General features: G+C 61.2%; 14 protein-coding genes. 5 read left to right on the forward strand and 9 right to left on the reverse strand.

Going from position 1 to position 25,757, the window contains the following annotated elements; all coding sequences use genetic code 11:
• Window positions 1-43: 43 nt before the first annotated feature.
• The gene (locus AACY30_RS04780; protein ID WP_339539927.1) at window positions 44-4,627 is read right to left on the reverse strand and encodes a hypothetical protein; all 4,584 of its coding nucleotides are present in this window, start codon (window positions 4,625-4,627) and stop codon (window positions 44-46) included.
• Between the two features lie 217 nt (window positions 4,628-4,844).
• On the opposite strand from AACY30_RS04780, the gene AACY30_RS04785 reads away from it, so the two are divergent.
• Window positions 4,845-9,704, forward strand: coding sequence for an NEL-type E3 ubiquitin ligase domain-containing protein (locus tag AACY30_RS04785; RefSeq protein WP_339468655.1), 4,860 nt, complete (start codon window positions 4,845-4,847; stop codon window positions 9,702-9,704).
• Between the two features lie 66 nt (window positions 9,705-9,770).
• On the opposite strand, the gene AACY30_RS04790 is transcribed toward AACY30_RS04785, so the two are convergent.
• The 5 genes from AACY30_RS04790 to AACY30_RS04810 all read right to left on the reverse strand — a co-directional run bounded on the left by AACY30_RS04790 (window position 9,771) and on the right by AACY30_RS04810 (window position 15,441).
• On the reverse strand, window positions 9,771-10,982 hold the full coding sequence (locus AACY30_RS04790) for a hypothetical protein (RefSeq protein WP_339468654.1): 1,212 nt from the start codon (window positions 10,980-10,982) through the stop codon (window positions 9,771-9,773).
• Between the two features lie 18 nt (window positions 10,983-11,000).
• Entirely contained in the window at window positions 11,001-11,483 is a 483-nt protein-coding gene (locus AACY30_RS04795; protein WP_339468653.1) for a CS1 type fimbrial major subunit, read from the reverse strand.
• A 4-nt stretch (window positions 11,484-11,487) separates the two neighbouring features.
• Window positions 11,488-12,228 (reverse strand): molecular chaperone, encoded by a 741-nt coding sequence (locus AACY30_RS04800; RefSeq protein ID WP_339468652.1) that lies wholly within the window; start codon window positions 12,226-12,228, stop codon window positions 11,488-11,490.
• Window positions 12,229-12,300: 72 nt separating this feature from the next.
• Window positions 12,301-14,823 (reverse strand): CS1-pili formation C-terminal domain-containing protein, encoded by a 2,523-nt coding sequence (locus tag AACY30_RS04805; protein ID WP_339468650.1) that lies wholly within the window; start codon window positions 14,821-14,823, stop codon window positions 12,301-12,303.
• Window positions 14,824-14,952: 129 nt separating this feature from the next.
• On the reverse strand, window positions 14,953-15,441 hold the full coding sequence (locus AACY30_RS04810) for a CS1 type fimbrial major subunit (protein ID WP_339435855.1): 489 nt from the start codon (window positions 15,439-15,441) through the stop codon (window positions 14,953-14,955).
• A gap of 487 nt (window positions 15,442-15,928) precedes the next feature.
• Between AACY30_RS04810 and AACY30_RS04815 the strand changes: the two genes are divergently transcribed.
• A complete protein-coding gene (locus AACY30_RS04815; RefSeq protein ID WP_049709805.1) occupies window positions 15,929-16,450 on the forward strand; it encodes a PadR family transcriptional regulator in 522 nt (173 codons plus the stop codon).
• Entirely contained in the window at window positions 16,447-17,214 is a 768-nt protein-coding gene (locus AACY30_RS04820; RefSeq protein WP_339468648.1) for a siderophore-interacting protein, read from the forward strand. Before AACY30_RS04815 ends, AACY30_RS04820 begins: the two co-directional genes overlap by 4 nt.
• A gap of 101 nt (window positions 17,215-17,315) precedes the next feature.
• Here the strand turns inward: AACY30_RS04820 and AACY30_RS04825 are convergent, their stop codons facing one another.
• Both AACY30_RS04825 and AACY30_RS04830 read right to left on the reverse strand, forming a co-directional pair.
• Window positions 17,316-17,939, reverse strand: a complete 624-nt coding sequence (locus AACY30_RS04825; protein WP_339468646.1) for a Pr6Pr family membrane protein — start codon at window positions 17,937-17,939, stop codon at window positions 17,316-17,318.
• A 4-nt stretch (window positions 17,940-17,943) separates the two neighbouring features.
• The gene (locus AACY30_RS04830) at window positions 17,944-18,177 is read right to left on the reverse strand and encodes a VF530 family protein (protein WP_012722427.1); all 234 of its coding nucleotides are present in this window, start codon (window positions 18,175-18,177) and stop codon (window positions 17,944-17,946) included.
• 149 nt (window positions 18,178-18,326) lie between these two features.
• Between AACY30_RS04830 and AACY30_RS04835 the strand changes: the two genes are divergently transcribed.
• Window positions 18,327-20,345, forward strand: a complete 2,019-nt coding sequence (locus tag AACY30_RS04835; RefSeq protein WP_339539929.1) for a TonB-dependent receptor — start codon at window positions 18,327-18,329, stop codon at window positions 20,343-20,345.
• A gap of 414 nt (window positions 20,346-20,759) precedes the next feature.
• The gene (locus AACY30_RS04840; protein ID WP_339468642.1) at window positions 20,760-23,171 is read left to right on the forward strand and encodes a glucose/quinate/shikimate family membrane-bound PQQ-dependent dehydrogenase; all 2,412 of its coding nucleotides are present in this window, start codon (window positions 20,760-20,762) and stop codon (window positions 23,169-23,171) included.
• Window positions 23,172-23,262: 91 nt separating this feature from the next.
• Here the strand turns inward: AACY30_RS04840 and AACY30_RS04845 are convergent, their stop codons facing one another.
• The gene (locus AACY30_RS04845) at window positions 23,263-25,599 is read right to left on the reverse strand and encodes a putative bifunctional diguanylate cyclase/phosphodiesterase (RefSeq protein WP_339468640.1); all 2,337 of its coding nucleotides are present in this window, start codon (window positions 25,597-25,599) and stop codon (window positions 23,263-23,265) included.
• Between the last annotated feature and the right edge of the window lie 158 nt (window positions 25,600-25,757).

Genomic DNA, 25,757 nt, shown 5'->3' on the forward strand with positions numbered 1-25,757 from the left:
TCAGGCCCGCGCCTGCCCGTTGGCGAGCGCGCTTGCCACGGGATCAGTCGAGGCTGAAAAACAGACGACGTGACATGGCCAATCCAACAGGCGAGCGATAAATCTCCAGCGTCTGTTGCGCCCGGCCGCCCTGCCCGAGGCGCATGCGCGCAAAGGCCTGGGCTTCGAACTCAGCCTGGGCCAGGCGACCCAGGCGGTTCTGTTCGGGGCTTTTGAGGTGACCGAAGGTGTAGTGATCGTCAGGCCCGTGACGACTGGCGTAGTGAAAATGCGCAAAACACAGCGCGCGGCCGGTATGGATGTCGTTCACCGCGTACACTTGCAAAAAATCATTGCGGCGCCCACGCAGCGGCACCCGTTGTCCCTGCCGGATGATCTTCACTTCACCCTGCTGTTGCAAAAACGCCACGTCATTGACGCTGCGTAGGTTATTGCGGCTGGCGCGGATGCGCGCGTCCAGCCCGGCCGCGTCCAGCCGCGCCGCGGCCAGGCGCAATTTCGCCTCGGTATCCCGCGCTTTGCTGCGCTGGACGTTCTCGAGTCGCACGATGGTCCGGCCGCTCAGTTTGTGCCTGATAGCCTCGGCCGCCAACGTACGGCTACGCCCCTGAGCCTCCAGCAGTTCCTGAAGCGACGCCGCATCGTTGGCCCGAGCCATCATCGCCTCGACATTGGCGATGGCCCTGTCCTCATCGCGCAGCAGGACGTCCGCTTTTTTCAACAAGGCCCCCAGTTCTGGATCAGGACGCACGGTGGGGGGTGCTTTCAACTGATCCCAAACGCCATCGTCGGCCTGGGTGAACGAACCGATCACACCGCCCGCAGCGTCATGCAACTGGGCTGTCTCGACGCTCATGGGTTCCGGGCTCAGCCGGGCCACATAAAGGTCGCGATTGCGCGTAAGAATGATTTTCCCACTTGACTGGCCAGCCGCCTCAGGACGGGGTTTGATCACGCGGCGCGGCGCAGGTTGCAGCAACTGCGCCAGATCCTGTTGCACCTGGTGATGCAGGGATGCCAACAGTTCCTGCAGTTTTTGCAGATACGGCAGGTCGAATTTATCCGGCTCCATGGCGCGCCAGAATTCGATGCGATCATCGGTTTGTGCGTAGACACGATCAATGCTCTGGAGCAGTTCGATGCGTTGTTCGTGGCTGCACTGCAAGTGCTGCAAATCGACCTGGGAGCGACTGGCCAAACGGGCGCGGTCGAACGTTTCATTCATGTCATCGATAAAATCATCCTTGAGCAGCGAACCACGCACATCAAAGGCAGCACTCCAGAGCGTGGTCAATTGCAACGTTTGCAGGTCAAGGATCGACGGGCGTTGCGGCATACGCAGGGTTAACACGCGTGCCTTGTCACGTCCCAGTCGCGGGACCTGGCGCATTTCTTCAAGGTAGCGCTCTTCTATCGTGCGCCAGTGAATCGCGTCGCCATGCAGGGTCGCCAGCTCACGCATGATCTGTCTCAGCTCGTCATGAAACTGTGCTTGCCTCGTCTCCTCCAACTGCTTCAACACGGCGGGCAATTTATTCGTGACCCGCTGAATGTGTTCACGGCTGACGACGTCGGACAATTGTGCGGCGAGGACAATCGACTCCACTATCTGACTCAGTTCTTCTTCGTATCGTGGGCGTGGCGCCAGTTCCCGCAGGCGCCTGAGCAACCTCAGTTCCTGCAGCAAATACGCCACCTTGCCGTTGAGCTCCTTGATGTAGCGGTCGCGGACTGCGTTGAGCATTTTTTCGTCGGCGCCGCTGTTGGGTTTTTTGAGCAGGTCGTACGCAACTTCCGCTGCCTGTTGCGCGCGCGTGCGATTCTTGATCGCATGCTGGTACTGAGCTTCCAGGACACTGCGGTCCACGACAGGCTTGCTCGGCTCCTGGTCCGCGCCCCCGCTGAGGCGCAACTGCAGATCAATATCCCACAGGCCGGCACCGATGAGTTTCAACCAGGGCCCGAGCCGGCTTCCGTCAGAGCTGATCACACGGGCCCGCCCCCGTTGCAGGCGCACGGCGAACACTTGGCCGCGCACCAACGCCTTCCACTGCGTGGGCGCGCGCGCGGTGTCATGCCACAACCCCTGCCAGGGTCCGCTTTGCTCGGTAAAGCCCTGGGGCCAGGGCTTGCCAACGGTGTTCAGGCTAAACCCTTGCAAGCGCGCCTGCAGCGGCGGCGTCAGAACGTCACGCGCATTGGCCCAAGCGGCCGGTACGCTGAAGTCCACTGGCGGAACGTGATAGGTGGGCGGCAGCGGGCTCGGCTCCTGGGCGGCCAGAGGGGCGAACACCGGGTGTTCTAGCAGCAGATGCTGGCGCGCGTCGTGGGGCGAGGCCTGGTGCGCGAGGATTGCCATCAGGTTGGCAAGCACGTCCATGACGGCGGCGTTACGTGTCTGGTCATCATCGCTTTGCAGGCTAGGCATATCCTGCCGGGCACTGTCGAGCACCTGCACCAGCCAGCCCGCCAACATCACCGGGCCGCCGAGCAGCGGTTGCAAAATACCGAACAACAGCCAGCCAACCTGCTTTACGCTGGCCCAGCGCTGTTCAGCGTTCGACACGCTTTGCCGATCCGCTTGGGCAACCATGGCCTGGGCAGTGGCGGCGAACACTTGGTGCGCGGGGTCGTCCACATTGATCCGCTTGCTCAATTGCGCAGGCCCAGGCGCCTCGAACGCAGTGAACTCATCGCCCGACAAAAAACGCCGCACATGAGGTTCGCGGAAACCGCCGTGGGCATACACCGCCTGGCGCGACGGGTCGAGCCAGTTCAGGACGCTGGCCTGCAAATCGCCAGGCGCCTGTACGGCCGCGAACAGGGCATCGAGGCTGGGGTATTCGAGCAGCAGCGGAACGCACAAGGGCCGGTACAACAGATGCGCACCTTGCTGGCCTTGCTCCGGGCCGATGATAAACATATTCGCCACCTCGTCCGGCGCGGCGTCGCGTGTTGCCTTGAACGCCAGTGGCCACATCGCCACGGCTTGCCCGTCCACCTGGCGTTGCGCCCGCGTGTCTTGCAGCGCCGCCAGCAGCCGGCGAAACCCCTGGAAGGTCAGGCCGTGCAGGCCGCTCACCTGCCACTCCAGCGCCTGCATGGGCAGTTGGATGCGCAGTTGCTGACTGAATAAGCGCCGGCGGCGCGTCGCTTGCACCGGGTCGTCGACCAGGTTTTTCTTCAACAGCGCAGGGTACGTCTGGCCCACATCGGCGTTAGTCACACACGTCTTGAGCAGGTTATAAGTCAACCACGCGGGCGCCGGTTCCCCCTTGAGGCGGATGCTTTTCGCGGTATAGGGAAACCCGGCAAGGTTTTCCAGGGCAAGCTGCGCCAAGGTGACGGTAATTGACTGCACTTGCCCGGCAATGAAACCGCCCGGCACCGGCACGGCGGCGGCGATGACTTTGTCAAAGCTCACACTGATCGCAGAGGGTTCGAGTGTGGCGGTTTTCGGGTCGTTCTTGAGACACGCCTGCAACTGCTGTTCGGCGTATTCCGGGAGTGCGGGAATATCATCCAGAAAATGCTCTGTTCCGTTTTCCTGCCGGGCCAGCACCTGGGCCTGGAGCAGACGCGCGTAGGCGCTGCAGGTTTGTCCGTCGACGTGCAGCAGCCACAGCGGCAACTGATCGCGCAGCTGTTGCTGACGGGGGCTCAAGCGCGGAATGAACCAGCGCTGCACATCGGTAATGGTCCTCAGCAGTGCCTGATAATCCTCGACGGCACGTGGCACCGCGAGATCCAGGCTGGCGATTTCCCGCAATTGGCGCTGCAGGTAACTCGACGCCAATTCATCGAACGGATCGCTCACGACCTCGACAGCGAACCAATCCCCGGCAGCGCCCGGCAATAACGGGCTGGCATAGGCCGGCAACAAGGCCTGCACCGCTTGCAGGTTATCGAGCACCTGCACGCCGCTGGCCGGGCTGAACAACACCACAGGCCCCTGCCCTGCGGGGCTGAGCACCAGCAACGGCAGCATCTGCACGGGCTCGTTCCGGCCACGCCGCAGGTGCAGGGTCTGTACCCGCAGCGCAGGGCCAAGAGCGTTCCAGTGACGGTTGGGTCGCTGCCGATGCAGGCCCGACTTGGGCAACACCTGGGCATACCGTGCCTCACTCATGCCGGGCGGGCGCGGGGAATCGTAGAGCAACCCCAGTAATTCGTCGGACAGATACCCCCAGCGCGTCCTGTTCACCGGCAGCGATTCATTCCACCAGGCTTGCAAGCGCTGGGCGAAGCGGGTGAGCAACAGGGCGCCGCATTGATTGATCAGCCGCTCCACGGTCGCCAGGCTCGGACCTGCGACGGTGTAGGTTTCACGGGTGCGCTGCGCGACCACGTGGTAACCCGCGGCCAATAACGTCGGTTGCGCCGCCGCCAGACGCTCCAGCAACAGTTGCGGCAGGCTTTTGTAGCGATAAGTGGTCGGGGCGGTTTCGATCTCCGGAAAACCCAGATAAATCAGCCCGGCAGCGTCACGGTGTTGCTCAGCATAGGTGTCCAGCCAGGCCTGGGCGCAATCCTGGGCCACCACGAGCAACGTGGGCGGATCGCTGAACAGGGTCAAGACCTGCTCGATATGAGCCTGGCGTAGCGACAGTGGAGCATCGACAGTCATGGTGCGTTCTCAGTCAGGGATTGAGCGCAAACCGTAGGCGGGAGCGGCGGCGCGCGGGCACTAAACAATTACCCCTGGCCTGTTCACCGCGGTACCGGCGGCCTGCCCCTATGCCCCCGTCTGTGAAGCCCAGGCGAAACGCGCTAACTATGTAACCCCAAGGCCCGCACCGGGTCCTTAGGCTGATGACCTTAAATCGCACTCGAGGTCATCCGCCATGCCTGTCACACCTGACGCTGTGATCACACTCAACCTTCCCGACTGGCTGCGCAGCACCGCCTGGCCGCGCGCCCAGCGTCTGCAAGGCGCGTCGATGGTGGCGCTGACGACCTTCCATCGGCTGGCCGACACGCCTCAAGCACCGCTCAAACGTGCCAACGCGCACGCCTGGCGTGCACAGAACAGCGTCGACAAACGTCTGGGCGCAGTGCTCGACCTGCACGCCTTCGCCGAACCCTTGCTCAGCGATGCACTGAAGCAACGCTACGCGCTGCACCTCAACGTCAAGGCCGTCTACCTGTTCTTGCACAGCGAAAAAGGCACCTGGCTCAAGGGCACGACCAGCCGCAGCGTGTCCCTGCTGGACGCCGCGCTGCACAACTTCGCCAGGAGCGAGGTGTTCAGTACCGATTCCAGCTACATCACCCGGCCTGATGCGCGCGGGCACTTCATGATCACGCCGCTGAAAGACCGCATGAGCATCGCGCAGTTCGTGACGCTGTGCCGCGAGCTGGACCTGGGTGCGCAGTACCAGCGGCATCTGCAGCGTTACCTGCTGCCGCCTGCCCAGGCAGACCAGGACGCCTTGCAAGCTGAGGTCATCGCCAGCCAGAAAGCCGCCTTGAACGCGGCGGCGCACCTGGCGCTGCATACCGGTGAGCTCGACGCGGCGACCTTTCACCTGGTGCAGCGCGCCGTAGCCGGCGAGCGCGGCGTGATGCAGTTTTATCAACTGCGCATACAGGACACGCAACTGACCGGCATCCTGCTGATTGCGCCTGATCTGCTTGCAGCCACGACCCTCGTCCCCATCGTGATGTACATCCCCCACGAGCCCAAAACCCCGATAAAGCAGTACGTCAGCACCGTCGCGCTGATGGATGACTTGCAAGCGAAGCTGAAGGATACGGGCTACACGGTGTTCTTCAGCCAGTTCGTCGATCAGCAGCAGCGCGGGCGCTTTTTCAGTGCGCTGCAACAGCACCCGCGTTTCGAGGCAAGCCTCATCAATGGCGATTTGTGGCAGCACCGCTACCAATCGATGCTGAATAAAATACTCAACGACGGTCGCGAACTGGCGGTGGCTACCGCCTACGCCGACAGCCGTGCTCGCTGGAGTTGGTGGGACAATTTCAGTCAATTGCTCGAAGAAGTATTCAATGCGGCGCTGCTGGTGATCACGCCGTTCGTGCCGTTGCTGGGCGAGCTGACACTGGCCTATACCGCCTATCAATTGCTCGATGAGGTGGTCGAAGGTGTGGTGGACCTCGCGGAGGGCCAGGCCCGCGAAGCCGCCGGCCATCTGATTGGCGTGGTCAGCCAGGTGGTGCAACTGGGTGCCTTCGGCGTGGCCGGACACTTTGCACAGTCGGCCTTCGTCAACCAGCTCAAGCCGATCAGCTTCAACGGCAAAACGCAGTTGTGGAACCCTGATCCAAAGCCCTACGCGCAACCGCGACTGGACCTGCCCGCCGACTTGACGCCGGATGAGCGCGGCCTACTCCAGCACAATGACCGCAGCTTGTTGCCGGTGGATGGCCAACACTATGCCGTCGCCCTGGATGCGCCTGAGGCCACCTACCGGGTCCAGCACGCCAGCCGCCCGGACGCCTATGCGCCGCCCCTGCAGTACCTCGACCAGCCGCAAGCCTGGAGTGACCAACAACTGTGGCGCCAACTGGGGCCGTTCAGCGACGAGCAACAGGCGCACATCCGCAGCATCAGCGGTGTCGACCATGGCGTATTGCGCGCCGTGCAGTCAGAGCACCTGCGCGCACCGTTGTTGGACGACACCGTCAAACGCGTGCGTCTGAGCCAGGACACCCGCGACATGGTGCAGCGCTTGCGTGAGGGCAAACCGGTGGACCAGGACACTTACTGGAGCCCGCACCTGGCCCGTGAGCTGCAGGGTTGGCCGGCCGATGTGGCGATCGACGTGTATGAAAACGCCGACCTCAGCGGCGCTTGCTTACGCTTCGGTGAGCCGGACGCCGGCGAGGTACTTGCCATCAGCCAGGAGGCCCTTAACCAAGGCACGTTGCCGGAGCGCCTGCTAGACGTGCTCGACGACACACAACTGAGTGCGCTGCTCGGCGAGTTGCCGGAGCAGCGCCCGGCGCGCATCCAGGCACTGCGTGAGCGCCTCGCCGACAACCTCGAGCGCCGTCATGGTGCGGTGTTCGACTACCTGTATCGCAACAGCGAAGATCTGCACGATGAAACCGCGTTGCGGGTGCGTCAAGCCATGCCGGACCTGCCCAAAAGCCTGTTGCAAAGTGTGCTCGACCACGCCCGCCCGGCGGAGTTGAGGCGCCTGCGCGAAGAACAACGCCTGCCTCTGCGCTTGAAAAATCTCGCCCGCGAATGGCAGTGGCAGGCACGCGCCGCCCATGCCTTTCAGGGCTTGCACGAACCCGAACTGTTCGGCGCCGATACCGAACAGATGAGCCTCAATACCCTGCGCGTCAACAGCGATGCGCTGGGTGATTGTCGAATCGAAGTGCGCCAGCAACACCTGCAGGGCACTCTGCGCGCGAGTGCCGGGCCGCAGGGTGCACGCCGCACGCGGGTGCTGGTCGCGCACGATGGCGGCTATCAGTTGTACGACGAGCGTCAGCACGCGCTGCAACAAACGAATGATTTTTTTGACGCGCTGCTACTGGCGTTGCCCGTCGACACAAGCGCCGCCCTGAAGCTTAACGAGGGGACGACGCTCAAGCGCTGGCTGATGGACCGCATTCAAACGCCGCAGCAACGGCGCAGCCTGTTTGAACCGGCCGGTAAGCCCGCGAACGCGCCCAGGGATGCGCTGGTGCTGACGCAAAAACCGATGCACCGGATGGGTCAATGGATGTGCGAACTGTTTCCCACGTCGTTGAGGGGTCGGGTCAAGGCGCTCTACCCTTTTGCGCCGCAGATCGTGATCGAGACTTATCTGCTGGGCCTCGATGACCCGGTGCAACGCGATCTTTTCGAGGCGCGAGCGCTGGAAAAAACCCGCCTGGAGGAAGACCTGAATAATTGGCTGGACGCCGCGCCGGCACTGGAACACCCGCACATGGGCCGCAGAAAGCAAGAATTGGCCACGGCGCTGCTGCGCACCTGGGAACAGAACATTGACCCCGACCCGGACGGTTTCGGCTTGATCCTCAATGGGGTTGAGCTGTCAGGGCTGCTGAGCGACCTGCGCCTGCGTACCCGCTTTGAACATATCTTGCATCTGGATTTGATCGACGCCGAACTGACCGACAGCGATACGCACTTTCTCAGCGTGTTTCCACGGCTGCACAACCTGGACCTTTCCGGCAATGGATTGACGCGCTTGCCTGATGCGCTGACCGGAATGCGCAGCCTGACAACCCTGAACCTGGATCGCACGCCGATTCAGTGGGAGGCGCACGGTCTAGCCAAGCTCAGCGGCATGCGGCGTCTGCGGCGCTTGTCCCTGGCGGACAACCGCAACCTGACTGTAGCGCCAAACCTTTCGCAACTGCCTGGCCTGCGCTGGCTGTGCCTGCGCAACACGGCGATCAGCGAATGGCCGCAAGGGCTGTTTCCAAGGCGGAGCCCGGCGCATTTTTTTCTCGATATACAACACACGGCAATTATCGACGTGCCGGCATTTCTGCCCTGGCAGCCCGAGGCCGAACTGGTGGCGCGGGTGCGCCTGGATCGCAACCACCTGACCACTGACGCCGAGAAACGACTGGTGAGCTACCGGATCGAGGCAGGGCTGGACCCGTTCCGCCTCTATCCGCCGAAAGGCGACGCGGCTTATTGGCTTGAACTCGAAACGCCTGAACACAGCCCCTGGCTGCGGCAACTGTGGCAGGAACTCGAAGAGGAACACGGCTCGCAGGGGTTCTTTGAGGTGATCAAGAGTCTTGAACCGTCGGCGTATTTCGAGGACCCCAACGATGAAGCGATGTTTGCACAGGGTCGCCGCGAACTGACCTCAAAGGTCTGGCGCATGCTGTTGGCGATGCAAGGCGATGAGGCGCTGCGCTTGCGACTGTTTCTCATGGCCAGCAACCCGTTGACCTGCGCCGATGCCGGCGCACATGTATTCAATGCCATGGGCTACGAGGTGCTGCTCGTCGAGATCAACCGTGATCTGCTCGGCCTCGATCGGGACTTGAAACTGTCCCACCTGGCCAGGGGTAAAACACGCCTGGATCGCCTGAACAAAGTGGCGCAAGCCGCTATCCGCTTGCGCATCACTGCGCTCGAAGAAGGCGGACACGGGTTGCGCTTTACCACTGACGTTATCGACGGTGTGCCGGGAACGGTGGATGAGGTGGAGGTGTACCTGGCCTACCACACCGGGCTCAAACGACGCCTCGACTTGCCCTGGATCGCCGAGCACATGACCTACCGCATGACGGCGCAGGTGGATGAACCCAGTCTTGAAACGGCGTACAACCACGTGATCGCTCAAGAGGCCGGGGACGGACTGGCGGCGGGCATGCTCGATCAGCCGTTCTGGGTTGAGTATTTGCATGCCCGGCATGCCGAGCAATTCGCCGCTAGCCTGGACCGCGGCTATGAGTTGATCGGCCCACTGGACGAACTGCGAGACGCGCAAGATCAATGGGCCAAAGGCCAATCGCGGCCCCCTGAAGAGCAACCCACGCTCAAGCAACACCTGCTGACGTTGGCGGATGCGCTGAACGTGCCCCACGACGTGGTCCTCACGGGCAAGCCAATGACCACCGAAACGTACGAACGTCTGCTCGCAGGCGGCTTCACGGATGACCAAATCAGTGAAACCGACCTTGCCCACCAACTGACCCGCAACGCCTTGCATCGCCTGAACGACTACGAAAGCGGCCGGGGCACGCCACAGCAAGCGCACTAACTATTGAGCGCCGTGGCGAGCGGGCGCGCCCGCGTGACACAACAGGCCCGCTCGCCACGGGAAACGCTAGGCCTGCGAATCCCACACCACGGTGACTACGCCGCTGTAGGTACTCCCGGCCTGTTCAAGCATTTCGGCCACGGCGTCGGCCTTGACTTCAAAGTGCAAAGTACTGGGTTTGCGGTTGATGTAGTTTATCGGCCGGAACAGTTCAGTACCGCTGCCGTCCAGGCGCAGGGGCAAGCGGTTGACCGGGCGCCCGGCAGCGTCGACAAGGCCATGCGGCAAACTGACGGCGACGTCCAGCGGTACCTGATGACCGGCAGCGTTACGCAGGCTGCAGCTGTTGCCCATGGGTTCCGGGCATTCCAGGGTCATCTTGAAGTGCGAGCTGGCCCACAGGTTGACGGTCTGGTCGCGGAACAGCCGGCTGGGCCTACGGCCGTTCTGCAGCCAGGCTTGCCAGCCGCCCTGGGGTTCAAGCTGGATGCGGTTGCCGCCAGGGGGGACTTCGACTTTGAGGTGGTGATCCACATCCAGGGTGAAGTTGAAGGTCAGCACGTTGTCGGTGGGGATCATGATGTCGCCGAAGTCAAAATCCGCACCCGGCCCGATGGTGTAGGTCGTGCTACCAATGTATTGGCCGGCATCCATTTGCAAGGGGTTGGGGGTTTTCAATTCGTACGAATACTCGAACGTTTCGTAAAACAGGGTTGAAATGTCCTTGGCCGCAGGCATCGCGCAGGCACCGATGCCAACGGGTGTGATCCACGACCACAACAAATAGCGATCGTTGCCAATCGCGTAGTCTGTGGACACGCAAGGACTTCGGGCGATCTTCCATCCAAGAGTGCCATAAAGCCAAAGCCAGCGGTCAGCAACGGGCAACACGTACTTACCCCCAATGCCAGCAATTCTGACCTGCAGCAATTCGGTTTTTGCTGTCACCGTATTGGTCACCTGCAGGTCGCGCCATTCGGTGGGCACCTTGAACATCGCGCCTTTGCGCGGGTCTGTGTGATTGCCCAGGATTGGGCCACTGGAGTTGAACTGAATCGCCGTGGTCCGAATACTGAAGATACCTAATTGCTTGCAACGCTCTGGAATATGCCAAGGACAAATGCCACTTTCCGGCGTGGTATTTTTAAACCGATTGATCATCGGATTAGACGGGTCAGGGCGAAACTCAGCCGTCATTTCCTGCACGAGCGCCTGGGCATGCGCCGTCCACAAAAAAAATCCGAGCATCGCAATCCAGCGCCCACTCAATACATTCATCAATAAATCTCCAGTCGATCAGGGCGCAATTGCATCGAACACCATGTGCACGGTGCCGTAGTAATGGCCGGGCCGGTAATCGTCGTCCGGTTTGATGGCGGCGATTTCCAGGCTCACGCGTGTGCCGGGCCGCGCTTGGGCGGTGGACACCACCTCGGTCTGGTCCAACCCCAATTCCACGTCATTGAAGGTCACGCGCAGGTCAACGCGCTCGGTGCCGTTGGACAGGTACGCCTCCTGGTCCAGCCGCGCACCAATGGCCCCAGCGATATTTTTCACATCGAACGGCGCGCGCAAGGTGGCCAACTGGGAACTCACCGGGTTGTAGACCAGCTTCTGGTCGCGCTGCACCAGTTGCGGGTCGACCGGCAGCACATAAAAGTCGGCCGTCGGAATGGTCACAGACACTTCAAACGTCTCGCGCTCAACGGCGGCGTGAATCCGCGACCCCGTCATCCCAAGGACGATGACTAACATGGCCAGGGCCAGGAGCTTGTACATAGGTTTACCCCTTGACCTCGATTTTTCTGGTCTCGTCGCCTTCGATCAGGCTAAAGCGGTATTCGCGACCCGGTTGCTTGTCGAAGCCATACGAACGCCCGGCACGGATGTGGTGACGCAGGGTCGGCCGGCACTCTTGCGCGGACTCGGCCGAGCAGTCCTTGAACTCGTCGATCACCACCACACTGTTGCCGTTGTTGCTCAGGGTGTATCGCGTGGCGTTGTCCTGGATCGCCGTGTCGAACCGGGTGACCTTGGGCCGTACGAAAAACACCGTGCCGTAGCCGGCCAAAACCCTGACACCCGCCGCGAGGCTTTGCTGATACTCGTCGCGCTCTTCATCGGTGACGGCAAAGTCATCGTCAGACTGCGGCACCACCGGCACAAAGCGCACGCGGAAATAGCGCTCCTTGTCGCGGTTGCCCAGGAACAGCAAGCGCGTGCCCTGTGTGCCGTTGGCCGGCACGATCAAGCGTGCAGGGCTCGCCATCAGCCCTTCGCGCGCAGCGGCGCCCGGCTGGTTTTGCAGCGGCACTTCGCGGTAGCTGCCGTCGTCGTTATAGATCATCTCAAGGATGTTGACCTTGACGAAGGCAGTGGAGGTGCCGCCGTTGAACACCCGTTTCATGTAGGTACTTTTATCGCTGTCGAGGTAGTCGTACACCACCCCCACATTGATCTGCGGGCCGGCCAGGGCCTCAAGGGAAAACAGCGATAAGGCGTATAGCATCAACACACGTTTCATTTACTCAACCTCAGGTTTATCGCGAGAAGACGGTTGTCTAGGACCGTTTCAGGCCGTTGCATAAAAAGGTGATCAGCCCGCAGCTCGGTCAGTCAGGGCGATATCAGCCAACGTATCCGGCGTGCACCGCAAATCCCCGATCATCAGCACATCGCTTTCCTGACGCGCCTTGCTTGGGTCGAGCCTGAACTGGCACCGCAACTGGTTGGCGTAGCGCACTTCCAGGGTCGGCGCGCCGGCGTTCATTTCCATCGAGAAGAAACCGTCCACTTCGCTGACCGCACGGCTGGCGTGGTTGATCACGTGGTGGCCCTTGAGGGGAGAGCCCTGCCCGTCGACCAGGCGCCCCAATACCGTGACGGTGCGCATCACGCTGATCTTGCGGTACTCCACGCCGCCCTTGTTCAGGTGGTATTGGGTACGCGCCGGCTGGATATTGGCGGCCGGTGGATGGTTGCCGTCAAAGTCGAACGCGAGGGTGCTGCTCTTGTAAGCGGTGATCGGCACAAAGTTGCGCCCTGGCCGCAGGCGTGAACTGCCGCCGGTCAAGTCATCGGCGCGCAGGGTGATGTCTTCGAGGTCGGTTTCCACGTCGACGATCATGCCTGCGCCACCGCGTTGCTGCTGGCTGCTGAGCACGGCTTTGCTGCCGCCCACCGCGACCGTGCTGCTGAGGTTCAAGCCACCTGACAGGCGCCCGTTGAACGACGAGCGCTGCACGTAGGTGTCGCCATAGAGTTCGTCGCTCTGGAAGCTGGCGCGCCCCGACAAACCCACGCCATAGGTGTCGGCAATCGCGGTGCCGGACACGCTTTGCAGCAGGTGATCGTCAAGGGTCTTGGTGTAGGTCAGCGAGCCGTTATTGTCGCGACCACCGTCACGCGCGGTACGCGAGCCGATGCTGGCGGACCACTGCTCGCCCGGCGAACCCAAGGCCACGCTGACGCTGAGGTCGACGCCGCGGTTGCGGTTGTCACCGGTGGCTGAGGTGGCGGGCCGGTCGAACAGCGACAAACGCCAGTTGGCATCGCTGCCCAGGAACGTACCGCGCTGGGTCCAGCCCACGTCCACGCCCGTGCCTTCGATGTTGCCCTGGCTGTAGGACAGCCGCGAGTTGATCGAACTTTTGTTGCTGAGGCGATGGTTGAGGGACAGCGACGAGTTGCTGGTCTGGCCGATAAACACGTTGCGCTGTCGGAGGCGCGTGCCGTCCGGCAGCAGCTCGTAGGTGCGCGTGGTGTCGAGCCAACTGCGGTTGTGGCTGAACACCACACTGCCCTGGCCATAGCTGTAGAGGGTTTGCAGATCGACGCCGGTGCCGTGGTCCTGGGTCTGGTAGACGTTGGCATACAGGCTGAGGCTGTTGGCGAGCGTCCAGTCGATGGACGTGCCGTACTGCATTTTTTCCCGCACCTTGCGCGTGGACAGGCCGAGAATCACCCGAGGATGCGCGAGGTAGTTAATCCCGGCGCCATAGGTCATGAAGCGACTCGACTGCTCGTCCCAGTTGCTCAGCAGTTTGGTTTCCTGGCCGATGAAAGTGTTGTAGCGCCAGCGTTCATCAGCGTTGCGCCAGTTGTTGGGCTTGTAGATCAACTCCTGGGTGGTGGAGGTGGTGAAACCGTCTTCGATCAGGCGCACCTCCACCTCGTAGATACCACCCGGCAAGGGCCGGGTGTCGAGGGTCTGCAAGCCGGCAGCGACGGGCTGGGTGTTGATCAACAGGCCGGCGCGGTAGATTTCCACCGATGCCTGGCGGCTGGCGGTGACGTACACCGGGTAGACGCTGGGCTTGGGGTTGTTGATGAGCAGGCTGTCGGAGCTGCCGTACATCACACCCACGGCGGTGTCGGGGTTGGCGCCGAATGAACGGATCTGCCGGGTGAGCCCGTTGGAGCCAGGGGTGAAGTAGCCCAGGCGGACGAAATTGCCTTCCAGTTCGCGCTGGGTGTAAAGCTCGTGCATGGCGTGGTAGAGCGTGGTGTCCACCCCACCGACGCGGGACAACTGCAGGTTCATCGCCTGGCTCCAGTTGCCAATGCTGGAACTGGCCTCAAGGCCATAGCGGCCGCCGACTGACTCGTCCTGGCCACCGGTGAGGTTGAATTGGTTATTTAAAATCATGCCCAGGCTGCCGGCTTCCGGCTGATCGTAAAACTGCTTCATCTGCGCGTTGCGCTCGACGTTTTCCGTGAGGATCGAGACCAGCGAGTTTTCCAGACTGTAGTGCACCGCTAACAATTGCGACGGGCAACTTTGTTCGCAGCCGCCCAAGGGCATGCCGTCTTTAAGGCGTTGCTCCCAAGTGGCACTGACAGCGGCAGACAGTTGACTGTCGCCCCGGTCAGTAAACTCAAGTAAGGTAATACGGTCATCGCGACCCAATACAATCATGGCTTCGCCGAGAAACTGTTGATCGAGTTCTACGCGCACCGCCAGTGGCACATCGAAAAAGTGTTGCTCAAACTCTTCAGGCAGTCCCTTGGACTGTGATAACAAGCTACCCGGTGTTGTACCGGGAACTGTCGGTGCAGCCAGGGCATTGGCGCACAGCAATAACGCGAGCGCGCCCATCAGTGGCGTCATCGGAAACATGGACGGAATACTCGTCAGTACGGACAGTCGGGACTGTTAAACCAGGCCGGCGTTCGGGAAGGAAGCTGCCGGCCTGTCTATTAAAACCCCCGCAATCATCGCGTTCACGGGGTGAACCACAGGCTCACATCAACGCGGTACGGCGTCGAAGATCACGGTGTAGTTGGAGGTGTAGAGGCCGTTCTGAGTGTCCAGCGGCTTGGCCGGAGTGACGACCAGATCAGCTTGGGTGCCTGGGGTGGATTGAGGATCATCAACCACTTCCTGAGGGGTGGCCGTCAGGGTGACGCCGTTGAAGGTGTTGGTCAGCGCGATGTTGTCCGAGCCGTTGTACAACGCAGCCGCGGTCGGGCCGCCTTCGATGTAGGCGTGAACCGAACCGTCGGTGTTCTTGACATCGAAAGTTGCCCGCAGGGAACTCAGTTCACCGCTGACAGGGTTGTAGTTCATGGTTTCATCCTTACCGAAGTTAGGGTCACGCGGCTGAGCGTGAAACTGCTTGGTAGGGATATTGGCCGTGATGTTGATGGACGAACGCGCATCGTCGACCGCAAAAGCCGTGGTGGCGGACATGGCGACGGCGACGAGAGGTGCCGCTACGGCGAATTTCTTGAACATGCTGAATACCTGTCATCTAAAAAAAGGGTTCTTAGAGGCGTTGGAAGCGTTTAACTTTCCAACTAATTGCATTGCAAGTCGGGGACTTGTTCAACGCCAGGCAAGTATCCACAGCAATAAATGCTAAGTAAGCCGTCTGATTCGCTTAGTTGCGTAGCCGAGTCACACCATGACACATGGGAAAATTATGGCATTTTGCCAAAACTTTAAAATTACCCGTAAGAAACAGACTACACGCGGAAAAATGATAATAATTTACTGCGGATCAGTTCCGTAAGACTAGTATTACAACAACTAAAAAACAACAGCCTTTACGCGTCCCCACCCACTTTCTATTGAGTCGAGTCGTTCTGCTATTACATGTTTCAAGTAGCGGTGAGCAGAAGACCGCTGGGACGCAGGTGTGGCTGACCGTCCGTCTGGAGCCCTTGCCACGACCACAAGATATATCTTACGTTATATCTAGACACACACAGAGGCTCCTACCATGCGAGACCATCCTCACCAACGTGACGGTTTTGACCCACGCGCCGGCCGCGGTCGTGGCCCTCGGGTATTTGCGCCCGGCGACTTGAAATTGCTGCTGCCGGCACTGATCGCCGAACAGCCGTGCCACGGTTATGACCTTATTCGCCAGATTGAAAGCCTGTTTGACGGCGCCTACACACCCAGCCCGGGTGTGATTTACCCGACCCTGACCTTTCTGGAAGAAAGCGATTTGATCCAGGGCGACGCCGATGGCGGAAAAAAGCGCTACACAATCACCGACGCCGGTCGTCTCTTCTTAAGCGAGCAAGCGGTCGCCCTGGACGGCGTGCGTATGCGCATCGACGTCAGCAAGCGTTCACTGCGTGGTCATGACCGCCCGCCGGAAATCCACGAGGCGGTGCACAACCTGCGTCATGCCTTGCATTCGCACCACGGGCGCTGGAGCCCGGAAGAAATCGTTCGTGTCGCGGCGCTGCTCAATCGCACCGCCCAAGCCATTGCCGACGGGAAAGACCAATGAATACGCAAGTCATCCACCGCGTTACCCACGACATCAAACGCCGTCGCCTGGACGTATTGCGGGTGGTCGATATCACCCCACGCATGCGCCGTGTCACCCTCGGCGGCCCTGAACTGGCGGGATTTGTGAGCCTGGGCAGCGACGATCACATCAAGCTGCTGTTCCCGCAGAACGCCGCTGAACAGGCCGCGCTGGAAAGCCCGGGCTTCAGCATCAAGGGTGATGGCCCGCAACCGGCCATGCGCGACTACACGCCACGGCGTTTCGACCTGAGTATTGGCGAGCTGGATATCGACTTCGTGCTGCACGGCGATGGCCCTGCCTCCACCTGGGCCGAGCAGGTGCAGGTCGGCCAACACCTGTACATCGGCGGGCCACGGGGCTCGATGATCGTGCCGGATATTTTCGACAGCTACTTGTTGATCGGCGATGAAACCGCCCTGCCTGCCATTGCGCGACGCCTGGAAGAACTGCCGGCGGGCCGCAAGGTGTTGGCCGTGATTGAGATCGCCAATGCGGCGGAGCAGCAAGCACTGCAAAGTGCCGCCGATGTGCAGGTGAAATGGGTGGTGCGTGGCCAGGACGATCTGCTCGACACCGTACAGAACCTGACGCTGCCGAGCGGTTCACTGTACAGCTTCGTGGCGACCGAAACCAAGCTGTCGCGCCGAGTACGGCGAGTGCTGCTGGACACGCACAAGGTCAATGAGGAATACCTCAAGGCCGTGGGCTACTGGCGCGCCGAGGGCAGTGAAGACAATTAAACCTGACGCGGTCAAAATGTGCGCGGGCTTGCTCGCGAATACGCTGGATCAGTTACAGATACATCCACTGACACACAGCATTCGCGAGCAAGCCCACAGTTTTACCGTGGTCGCTTTAGAAACCTGTCCAGGCCCACCACTGCCGACGCAATCAACACAAACCCCGCCAAAATCCCCCCGGCATTCGCAAACACCTGTGGATAACCCAACGTGCTCACGTCAATGAACGGGTACTGATACTGCCCGAGCAAATCTCCACGCAGCAGCGCATAGCCAAAATACACCAGCGGGTAAATCACCCACGCCGCAATGTGCCTGACGTGCAAGCTGCCCTTGGGCACATACCGCCACCAGTAGACAAAAAACAGCACCGGCATCACGTCGTGCAGCAACTCGTCAGCGATAAACTGGAAACCTTCGGGCTGCCACAAGTGCCGCAGCAACAGGTTATAGGCCAGGCCCACCACCACGATGCTCACGGCGATGCCGCTGCTGACCTTGGGCCCGAGGAAAAACCGCTTCGCAGCGCAATCGCGACTCACCCACGCATAGCTCAACACCACCACCGCCAGGGTGTTGGTGAGCACGGTGAAGAAGCTGAAAAAGTTGATCAACCCGCCCATCAGGCTGGCGCCGGACGCCCAGCGCGAATAGAAAATCAGGTATTGCTGGATCGCCAGCCCCGCCCAACCGGCCAGCGCCACTGCTGCCACGAACCGCTTCATGGGTTCAATCCAACGGGCGTTTGGTGCGCATCAGTTTCACGTACAACCCTTCGACTTTCTCCCGCGCCCAAGGCGTCTTGCGCAAGAAGGTGAGGCTCGACTTGATGCTCGGGTCACTCTTGAAGCAGCGGATATCAATACGCTCGGCAAGGCCTTCCCATTCGTAGTGTTCCACCAGGGTGGTGAGGACGTGCTGCAGGGTCACGCCGTGGAGTGGGTCGTTACTTGTCGCGGTCATGCCAGGCCTATGAAAAATGTGTTCACGAAGGCGCACACCTTATCACCCCACCTGCTCGTTATAAAAAGTTCCGGCCTCCAACGAAAAGGAGATGTTATATTGTAACTATAAATCTCAAATCTTTTCGTCGTTTTTCCAAGGAATGTCCGATGCCCCTCTCTTCTCTGTGGCGCTTGACCCCACTCGCCGCCGCCCTGTTGATCTGCTCCGAAGCCCACGCCCTGGAGCTGCAACCCCAAGTCATTACCGGTAACCCGCTGGGCAGCGAACAGCTTGCTTCGCCGACCACCGTGCTGGAGGGCGATGAGCTGACCCTGCAACAAAAAGGCAGCCTCGGTGAAACCCTGAACAAACAGCCGGGCGTATCGTCTTCTTACTTCGGCCCGGGCGCGAGCCGGCCAATCATCCGTGGCCAGGATGGCGACCGTATCCGCATCCTGCGCAATGGTGTGGGTGCGCTGGATGCCTCTTCGCTGTCCTACGACCACGCGGTGCCGCTGGACCCGGTTAACGTCGATCGCATTGAAATCGTGCGCGGCCCGGCGGCGTTGTTGTACGGCGGCAGCGCCATCGGCGGCGTGGTCAACACGTTCGACAACCGTATCCCCACCGAGGCCATCGAAGGCATCCACGGTGCCGGTGAATTGCGCTACGGCGGCGCCGACACCACGCGCAGCAGCGCTGGCAGGCTGGAAGCCGGTAACGGCGCCTTTGCCTTGCACCTGGACGCCAATGCGCGGGAATTCAATGACCTGAAAATCCCTGGCCAGGCGCGCAGCCGCCATGCCCCGGAAACCGATGATGCACCCGGCAAAAGCGGCCGCCTGGGCAACAGCGACGGCCGCCAGGACGGCGGCGCGGTGGGAGGTTCCTACACCTGGGATGACGGTTATGCCGGGCTGTCCTACAGCAACTACGACGCCAACTATGGCTCCCCAGCCGAGCAGGACGTACGTATCCGCATGCAGCAGGACCACTACGCGTTCGCGTCGGAGATCCGCAACCTGCAAGGCCCGTTTACCTCGGTAAAACTTGACGCGGGCTACACCGATTACGAACACCGTGAAATCGAAGGCGGCGAAACCGGCACGATCTTCAAGAACAAGGGGTATGAAGCGCGCGTCGAAGCCCGTCACCAGCCCATCGGCCCGTTCGACGGCGTGGTTGGCGCACAAGTGACCCGCAACGAGTTCTCGGCCCTCGGTGAAGAAGCCTTCGTGCCGCAGACCGACACCAACGCCGGCGCGCTGTTTATCCTCGAAGAAATGCAGGCCACCGAGCGCCTGAAACTCAGCCTCGGCGGGCGCCTGGAACACACCAGCGTCGACCCGGATGCCAAAGGCAACGCGCGCTTCGCCGGTGCAGACAAATCCAATGATTTCACCGCTGGTAGCCTGTCCTCCGGGGCGGTCTACACCCTCACGCCAATCTGGTCCCTGGCCGCGACCCTGGGCTATACCGAACGCGCGCCGACCTTTTACGAGCTGTACGCCAACGGTGCCCACGTCGCCACCGGCACCTACGAGCTGGGCGATGCCGACCTGAAGAAAGAAAAAGCCGTGTCCAGCGACCTGGCCCTGCGCTTTGACAATGGCACCCACAAAGGCAGCTTTGGTGTGTTCTACAGCCGTTTCTCCAACTACATCGGCCTGCTGGGCAGCGGTCGCACACTGAACGATGAGGGTGAAGAAGACGCGGGCGGTATTCCTGAGTACAAATACGCCGGCGTGCGCGCACGGTTTGCCGGCTTCGAAGCCCAGGATCACTGGAAACTTGGCGAAAGTGCCTACGGTAAGTTCGCCCTGGAACTGTCGGGCGACTACACCCGCGCGAACAACCTGGATACCGGTGAAGCCTTGCCGCGTATTGCGCCGCTGCGCTTGAACAGCGGCTTATTGTGGGAGCTGGACCGCTGGCAGGCACGCATCGATGTTGAACATGCCGCCGGACAAGGCCGCGTGCCGGATAACGAGAATGGCACCGATGGCTATACGACCTTGGGGGCGAGCGCGGGCTATCGCTTCAATCTCGGTGGCAGCCAATGGCTGGCGTTTGTGAACGGTGAAAACCTGACAAACCAAACCGTGCGCTACGCCAGCTCGATCCTGCGGGATATCGCACCCGCGCCGGGCAGAAGCGTGCAGTTCGGCGTTCGCACCACCTTCTAATAAGTACAAACACTATTTGTAATGAGCGGGCTTGCCCCGCGCGAGGCAAGCTCGCTCACTACAAATATCCCGCCCTGCCCAATGGTTTTGCAGCGACATTTAGTCACTGTTACCCAATTTGAAATAATGCATCTTGCGATTTGCGCTTTCTCTCGACGCGCACTCCCTTTATCCTTGCCCGCAATAATCTGAAACGTTTCACCTCCCGGTCGAACCCATCTTGCCGATTCATACCGCCCATCAAGACAGCGCTGTCTTACACGGACCTGCGCGTGGGAATAAATCGCCCGCCTGTGGATAACCGTGCTTATTCCCAGAAAACTGAATTAACGCTGAACCAAGCCCGTGTCGAATCGTCATCTACAGTGAAGAAACACGGGATACATAATTCCAATGCAACGGAGAAACACAATTATGAGCACTGACGGTGCCTCAAGCCCAAGTCGCCTGCTGCCCAGGCTGCTAGGCGTCTTGCTGCTGATCATGGGCCTGGCCTTGCTGGCCGGGGGTATCAAGCTGACGATGCTCGGCGGGTCGCTGTATTACCTGCTGGCCGGTATCGGCATCGCCCTGACCGGCGTTCTGCTGCTGGCTACTCGCCGCGCCGCGCTGGGTCTATACGCACTGGTGCTGTTCGCCAGTACCGTGTGGGCCCTGTGGGAAGTCGGCCTGGACTGGTGGCAATTGGTGCCACGCCTGGCGCTGCTGTTCGCGCTGGGTCTCATCATGCTGCTCCCGTGGTTTCGCCGTCCGTTGCTGCGTGGCCAGCCTGCTCCGCTGGGCACTGGCGCGCTGAGCGTGGCCGTGGTGCTGGCCGGTGCTGCCGCCATTGCCAGCCAATTCACCAACCCCGGTGAAATCAAAGGCCAGCTGGACCGCGACGCGGTACCGGGCATGGCCAACGCTGCACCGGCCCAGGCCGATGGCGACTGGAACTCCTACGGCCGTTCGGCCTTTGGCGATCGCTACTCGCCGCTGGCGCAGATCACCCCGGAAAACGCCCACAAACTGGTGCCGGCCTGGACCTTCCGCACCGGTGACATCCCTGGCGCAGGCGACCCGGGTGAAACCACCGCAGAAAACACCCCGCTGAAAGTCAACGGCATGCTCTACGTGTGCACACCGCACAGCCAAGTGATTGCCCTGGACCCAGACACCGGCAAGGAAATCTGGCGCTTCGACCCGAAGATCACCACCCAGGGTGCTGAGAACTTCAAGGGTTGGGCGCACATGACCTGCCGTGGCGTGTCGTATCACGATGATGCCGTCTACGCTTCGTCGCAGAGCCCGACCGGCACCGCCAGCCCGGCTGCCGCGCCGAATGCCTGCCCGAAACGCATTTTCGTACCGACCGCCGACACCCGTCTGATCGCCCTGAACGCCGACACCGGCAAGATGTGCGAAGACTTCGGTGACAAAGGTCAGGTCGACCTGCGTGCCAATATCGGCAGCTTCGCCCCAGGCGGTTACTACTCCACGTCGCCACCGGCCGTGACCAAGAACCTGGTCGTGATCGGCGGTCACGTGACCGACAACGTTTCCATCGACGAGCCGAGCGGCGTGATCCGCGCGTTCGATGTGCACACCGGCAAGCTGGTGTGGAACTGGGACAGCGGCAACCCGGAAGACACCACCCCGTTGGCCGAAGGCAAGACCTACACCCGCAATTCGCCGAACATGTGGTCCATGTTCGCCGTGGATGAAAAGCTCGGCATGCTCTACCTGCCGATGGGCAACCAGATGCCCGACCAGTACGGCGGCGACCGTACCGACGAGTCCGAAAAATACGCTGCTGGCCTCACTGCGCTGGACATCGACACTGGCCACGTGAAGTGGACCTTCCAGTTCACTCACCACGACCTGTGGGACATGGACGTGGGCGGCCAGCCTTCGCTGATCGACATCAAGACCGAAGCCGGCGTGAAGCAGGCAGTGATGGCGTCGACCAAACAAGGCAGCATCTATGTACTGGACCGCGCTACCGGCCAACCGGTCGTGCCGATCCACGAAGTGGCGGTACCGCAAGGCGCAGTGGCGGGCGACCGCACCTCCCCTACCCAACCGAAGTCGGACCTGAACTTCATGCCACCGCCGCTCAAAGAGCGTGACATGTGGGGCGTGACGCCGTTCGACCAGATGCTGTGCCGCATCGACTTCAAATCCCTGCGCTACGACGGCCCGTTCACCCCGCCATCGCTGCAAGGTTCGATCGTTTATCCGGGTAACTTCGGCGTGTTCGACTGGGGTGGCATTTCCGTCGACCCCGTGCGTCAGATCGCCTTCGTGAACCCAAGCTACATGGCGTTCAAATCGAAGCTGATCCCGAGGGCCGACATCGCCAAGCAAGGCCCACGCGTCAGTGAAACCGAAGGCGTGCAGCCGAACAAAGGCGCGCCGTACGGTGTGATCCTCGAAGCCATGCTGTCGCCAATGGGCCTGCCGTGCCAGGCGCCAGCCTGGGGTTACGTGGCGGCGGTCGACCTGACCACCCACAAAACCATCTGGATGCACAAAAACGGCACCGTGCGTGACAGCTCGCCGGTTCCGATCCCACTGACCCTGGGCGTGCCTAGCCTGGGCGGCACATTCACCACCGCTGGTGGCGTGTCCTTCCTCAGCGGCACCCTCGACCAGTACCTGCGTGCCTATGACGTGAAAAACGGCAAGCAACTGTGGGAAGGCCGCCTGCCAGCAGGTGCGCAAACCACGCCGATGACCTACACCGGCAAGGACGGCAAGCAGTACGTGCTGGTCATGGCGGGCGGTCACGGTTCCCTGGGTACCAAGCAGGGTGATTATGTGATGGCGTTTAAACTGCCGGATTAAGCGAAACTGGCGGTAAGAAAAAGGCGGCTACCCTCACAGGTAGCCGCCTTTTTAATGTAGGACGAAGATCAAAACGTGGGAGTACCGGTCTTTAGAGCGGCGCTCGCTCCCGACGCATCCACCTCTCAAACGCCATCGCATTCAACGGCCGACTGATCAAATAGCCCTGGGCAGTGTCGCACTTCCACTGTTTGAGCAGCTTCAGGCTAGGCTCGAACTCGACCCCTTCGGCCACCACTTTGAGCCCCAGGTTGTGACTCATCTCGATAGTGGAGCGCACGATCACCGCGTCGCCGCTGGTACTGCTGAGGTTGCGCACAAATGACTGGTCAATCTTCAACTCTTGCACCGGCAGGCGCTGCAATTGCGCGAGGGACGAATAGCCGGTACCAAAGTCATCCACCGACAGGCTGATGCCGCAGCCGCGCAGTTGCTCCAGCACGCTGAGGGCCTGTTGCGGGTTGTGCATGATCGCGCTTTCGGTGATTTCGAAGATCAGTTGTTGGGCCGCCACGCGGTACTGCATCAGCAGGGCGGTAACGCGAATCGCCAGGTCATCATCGGCCAGGTCGTCCACTGAGATATTCACTGACAGCTGGATCAGCATGCCGCGTTGTGCCCACTCGGCGATCTGGCGGATGGCTTCCTCGATCACCCACAAGGTCAGGTTGCGAATACTGCCAGTGCGCTCGGCCAGGGGGATGAACTCGGCGGGAGACACCTGGCCCAACGTCGGGTGCTGCCAGCGCAACAAGGCTTCGGCCTGGCGCACATGGCCGTGCTTGAGATCGAGTTTGGGCTGGTAGCAAAGGAATAATTCCCCCTCAAGGGCCGCACGCCGCAAGTCGCGGATCAGGGTGATCTGGCGTTGGTGGGCCAGGTCGCGGTCCTGCTGGTAGGTCTGCAGATGCCCCGGCAGGCTCGCGGCGTCATGCCGGGCGATCGCGGCGCGGCTGATCAACTCGTCCACCTGCTGGCCGTCGGCAGGGTAGGCGGCGATGCCGATGCTCACTTCGTGGCGCAGTTCGTCATTGCCGATGCGATGGGGCTCGGTGAGCAGTGCGTATAGACGATCGGCGCGGGCTACAGCGCGGTCGACTTCGGTATTTTCCAGCAACAGCAAGAACTCACTGCCGGTGATGCGCGCCGCCGTATCGCTGGCCAACAGGCTCATGGACAGGCAGCGGCTGGCCTCGCGCAGCATTTCTTCCACGCCCTGTGGGCCGAAATCTTCATTGATCACCCGATAATTTTCGATCCCCAGGTACAGCAACACCACTGGCCGCCCCGCACTGATCGCACTGCCCAGGCGCTCCATGGCCAAGGCGCGATTGGGCAGGCCGGTCAGCGGGTCGTGCAGTGCGTTGTGCGCCAATTGCCGCTCGCGCACGGCGATGCCGCTTTGCATGGCGTTGAAGGCCCGGGCCAACAGGCCGAATTCATCATGGCTGCGCACCCGCACCGGCGTGCGGTAGTCACCGGCACCAATCCGGTCGGCCGCTTGCACCAGGGCATTGAGCGGGCGTGACACCCTGCGTGCCATAAACAACGCACCGGCCAACGACACCAGCAGCACCGCCAGGGCGATCCCAAGGAACTGCCGATCCAGCGGCGCAAAGGATTCCAGCGCGTGGTCCAGCCGGCTTTGCAGCAGCACCCGCACTTCATCGCCATCGCCGGTGTTGTCCAGCGGCAACACCTGGCTGAGCACACGTAGGCCGTAGAACACATGGATTCTTGGCTCGGGGTCGACGGGCTCGTCACGTAACAGGCTGAGGATGGCGGCTTGGTGAACATCCGGCTGAGTGCTGAACAACGGGCCGGGCGCGCCGTTCTGCACGCTGAGGAACGACACTTCCAGGTTGCTCATGGCGCGCAATTCATTGGCGAACAGTTTGTCCATGGGAAAGCCCATGACGATGCGCGCGATGGGCAGCGGGTCGAGCACTTCATCCTGCACCAGCAAATACGGCCGCCCATCCATGGCCACAATCAGCATCTGCAACCCCGTGCGCCGCGCACGGCGCAGGGCGTCGTCATAGGGGAATAACTCGCCGCGGGTCAATATCGGCAAGGTACTGACCATGACCTTGCCATCCAGGCCCAGTACGAACACTTCGCTGGAGCGAATGCCCGTGCCGTGGCGACGCAGCGCGGCGAGAATCGGTGCCGCCTTGCCTTCGGCCACGGCCTTTTTGAAGGGAATATCGACGGTCAGCCAGCCCAGCCCGTACTGCAGGCGATGCCCGCGCAGGTCGAGCAGGCGTTCAAACACCTGGCTGCCGGTTTGCAGTTGGACTTGCGCCTGGTTCTCCACGGCGCGGTTGGTGGCGGTCTTCACGGCGAAGTAAGTAGCGGCGACCACGACCAACAGCAACAGCGCCAGCACTCCGGCGATGCGGGTTTGGAACGTATGGCGCCACCTCATTGCAGTGCCCTCTGGCAGCGCTCGCCTCTCTCTGCCACCGCGTCCCTTTGTCATGTGCATTCCCTGCGAGAGCTAACCTGGCGTCAAAAAGATATCCATTTTTATTGAATATTAGGATTCAGGAGATTAGCTGGGACTTGGGGTACGTGCACCCAATA

The sequence above is a fragment of the Pseudomonas sp. RA_5y_Pfl1_P24 genome (assembly GCF_963970945.1).
Classification (GTDB): Bacteria; Pseudomonadota; Gammaproteobacteria; order Pseudomonadales; family Pseudomonadaceae; genus Aquipseudomonas; species Aquipseudomonas tritici.

Excerpts from the sequence above, each read along its gene's own strand:
- AACY30_RS04780 (WP_339539927.1), bottom strand. The coding sequence starts at position 4,627 with ATGACTGTCGATGCTCCACTGTCGCTACGCCAGGCTCATATCGAGCAG.
- AACY30_RS04785 (WP_339468655.1), top strand. The coding sequence starts at position 4,845 with ATGCCTGTCACACCTGACGCTGTGATCACACTCAACCTTCCCGACTGG.
- AACY30_RS04790 (WP_339468654.1), bottom strand. The coding sequence starts at position 10,982 with ATGAATGTATTGAGTGGGCGCTGGATTGCGATGCTCGGATTTTTTTTG.
- AACY30_RS04795 (WP_339468653.1), bottom strand. The coding sequence starts at position 11,483 with ATGTACAAGCTCCTGGCCCTGGCCATGTTAGTCATCGTCCTTGGGATG.
- AACY30_RS04800 (WP_339468652.1), bottom strand. The coding sequence starts at position 12,228 with ATGAAACGTGTGTTGATGCTATACGCCTTATCGCTGTTTTCCCTTGAG.
- AACY30_RS04805 (WP_339468650.1), bottom strand. The coding sequence starts at position 14,823 with ATGTTTCCGATGACGCCACTGATGGGCGCGCTCGCGTTATTGCTGTGC.
- AACY30_RS04810 (WP_339435855.1), bottom strand. The coding sequence starts at position 15,441 with ATGTTCAAGAAATTCGCCGTAGCGGCACCTCTCGTCGCCGTCGCCATG.
- AACY30_RS04815 (WP_049709805.1), top strand. The coding sequence starts at position 15,929 with ATGCGAGACCATCCTCACCAACGTGACGGTTTTGACCCACGCGCCGGC.
- AACY30_RS04820 (WP_339468648.1), top strand. The coding sequence starts at position 16,447 with ATGAATACGCAAGTCATCCACCGCGTTACCCACGACATCAAACGCCGT.
- AACY30_RS04825 (WP_339468646.1), bottom strand. The coding sequence starts at position 17,939 with ATGAAGCGGTTCGTGGCAGCAGTGGCGCTGGCCGGTTGGGCGGGGCTG.
- AACY30_RS04830 (WP_012722427.1), bottom strand. The coding sequence starts at position 18,177 with ATGACCGCGACAAGTAACGACCCACTCCACGGCGTGACCCTGCAGCAC.
- AACY30_RS04835 (WP_339539929.1), top strand. The coding sequence starts at position 18,327 with ATGCCCCTCTCTTCTCTGTGGCGCTTGACCCCACTCGCCGCCGCCCTG.
- AACY30_RS04840 (WP_339468642.1), top strand. The coding sequence starts at position 20,760 with ATGAGCACTGACGGTGCCTCAAGCCCAAGTCGCCTGCTGCCCAGGCTG.
- AACY30_RS04845 (WP_339468640.1), bottom strand. The coding sequence starts at position 25,599 with ATGAGGTGGCGCCATACGTTCCAAACCCGCATCGCCGGAGTGCTGGCG.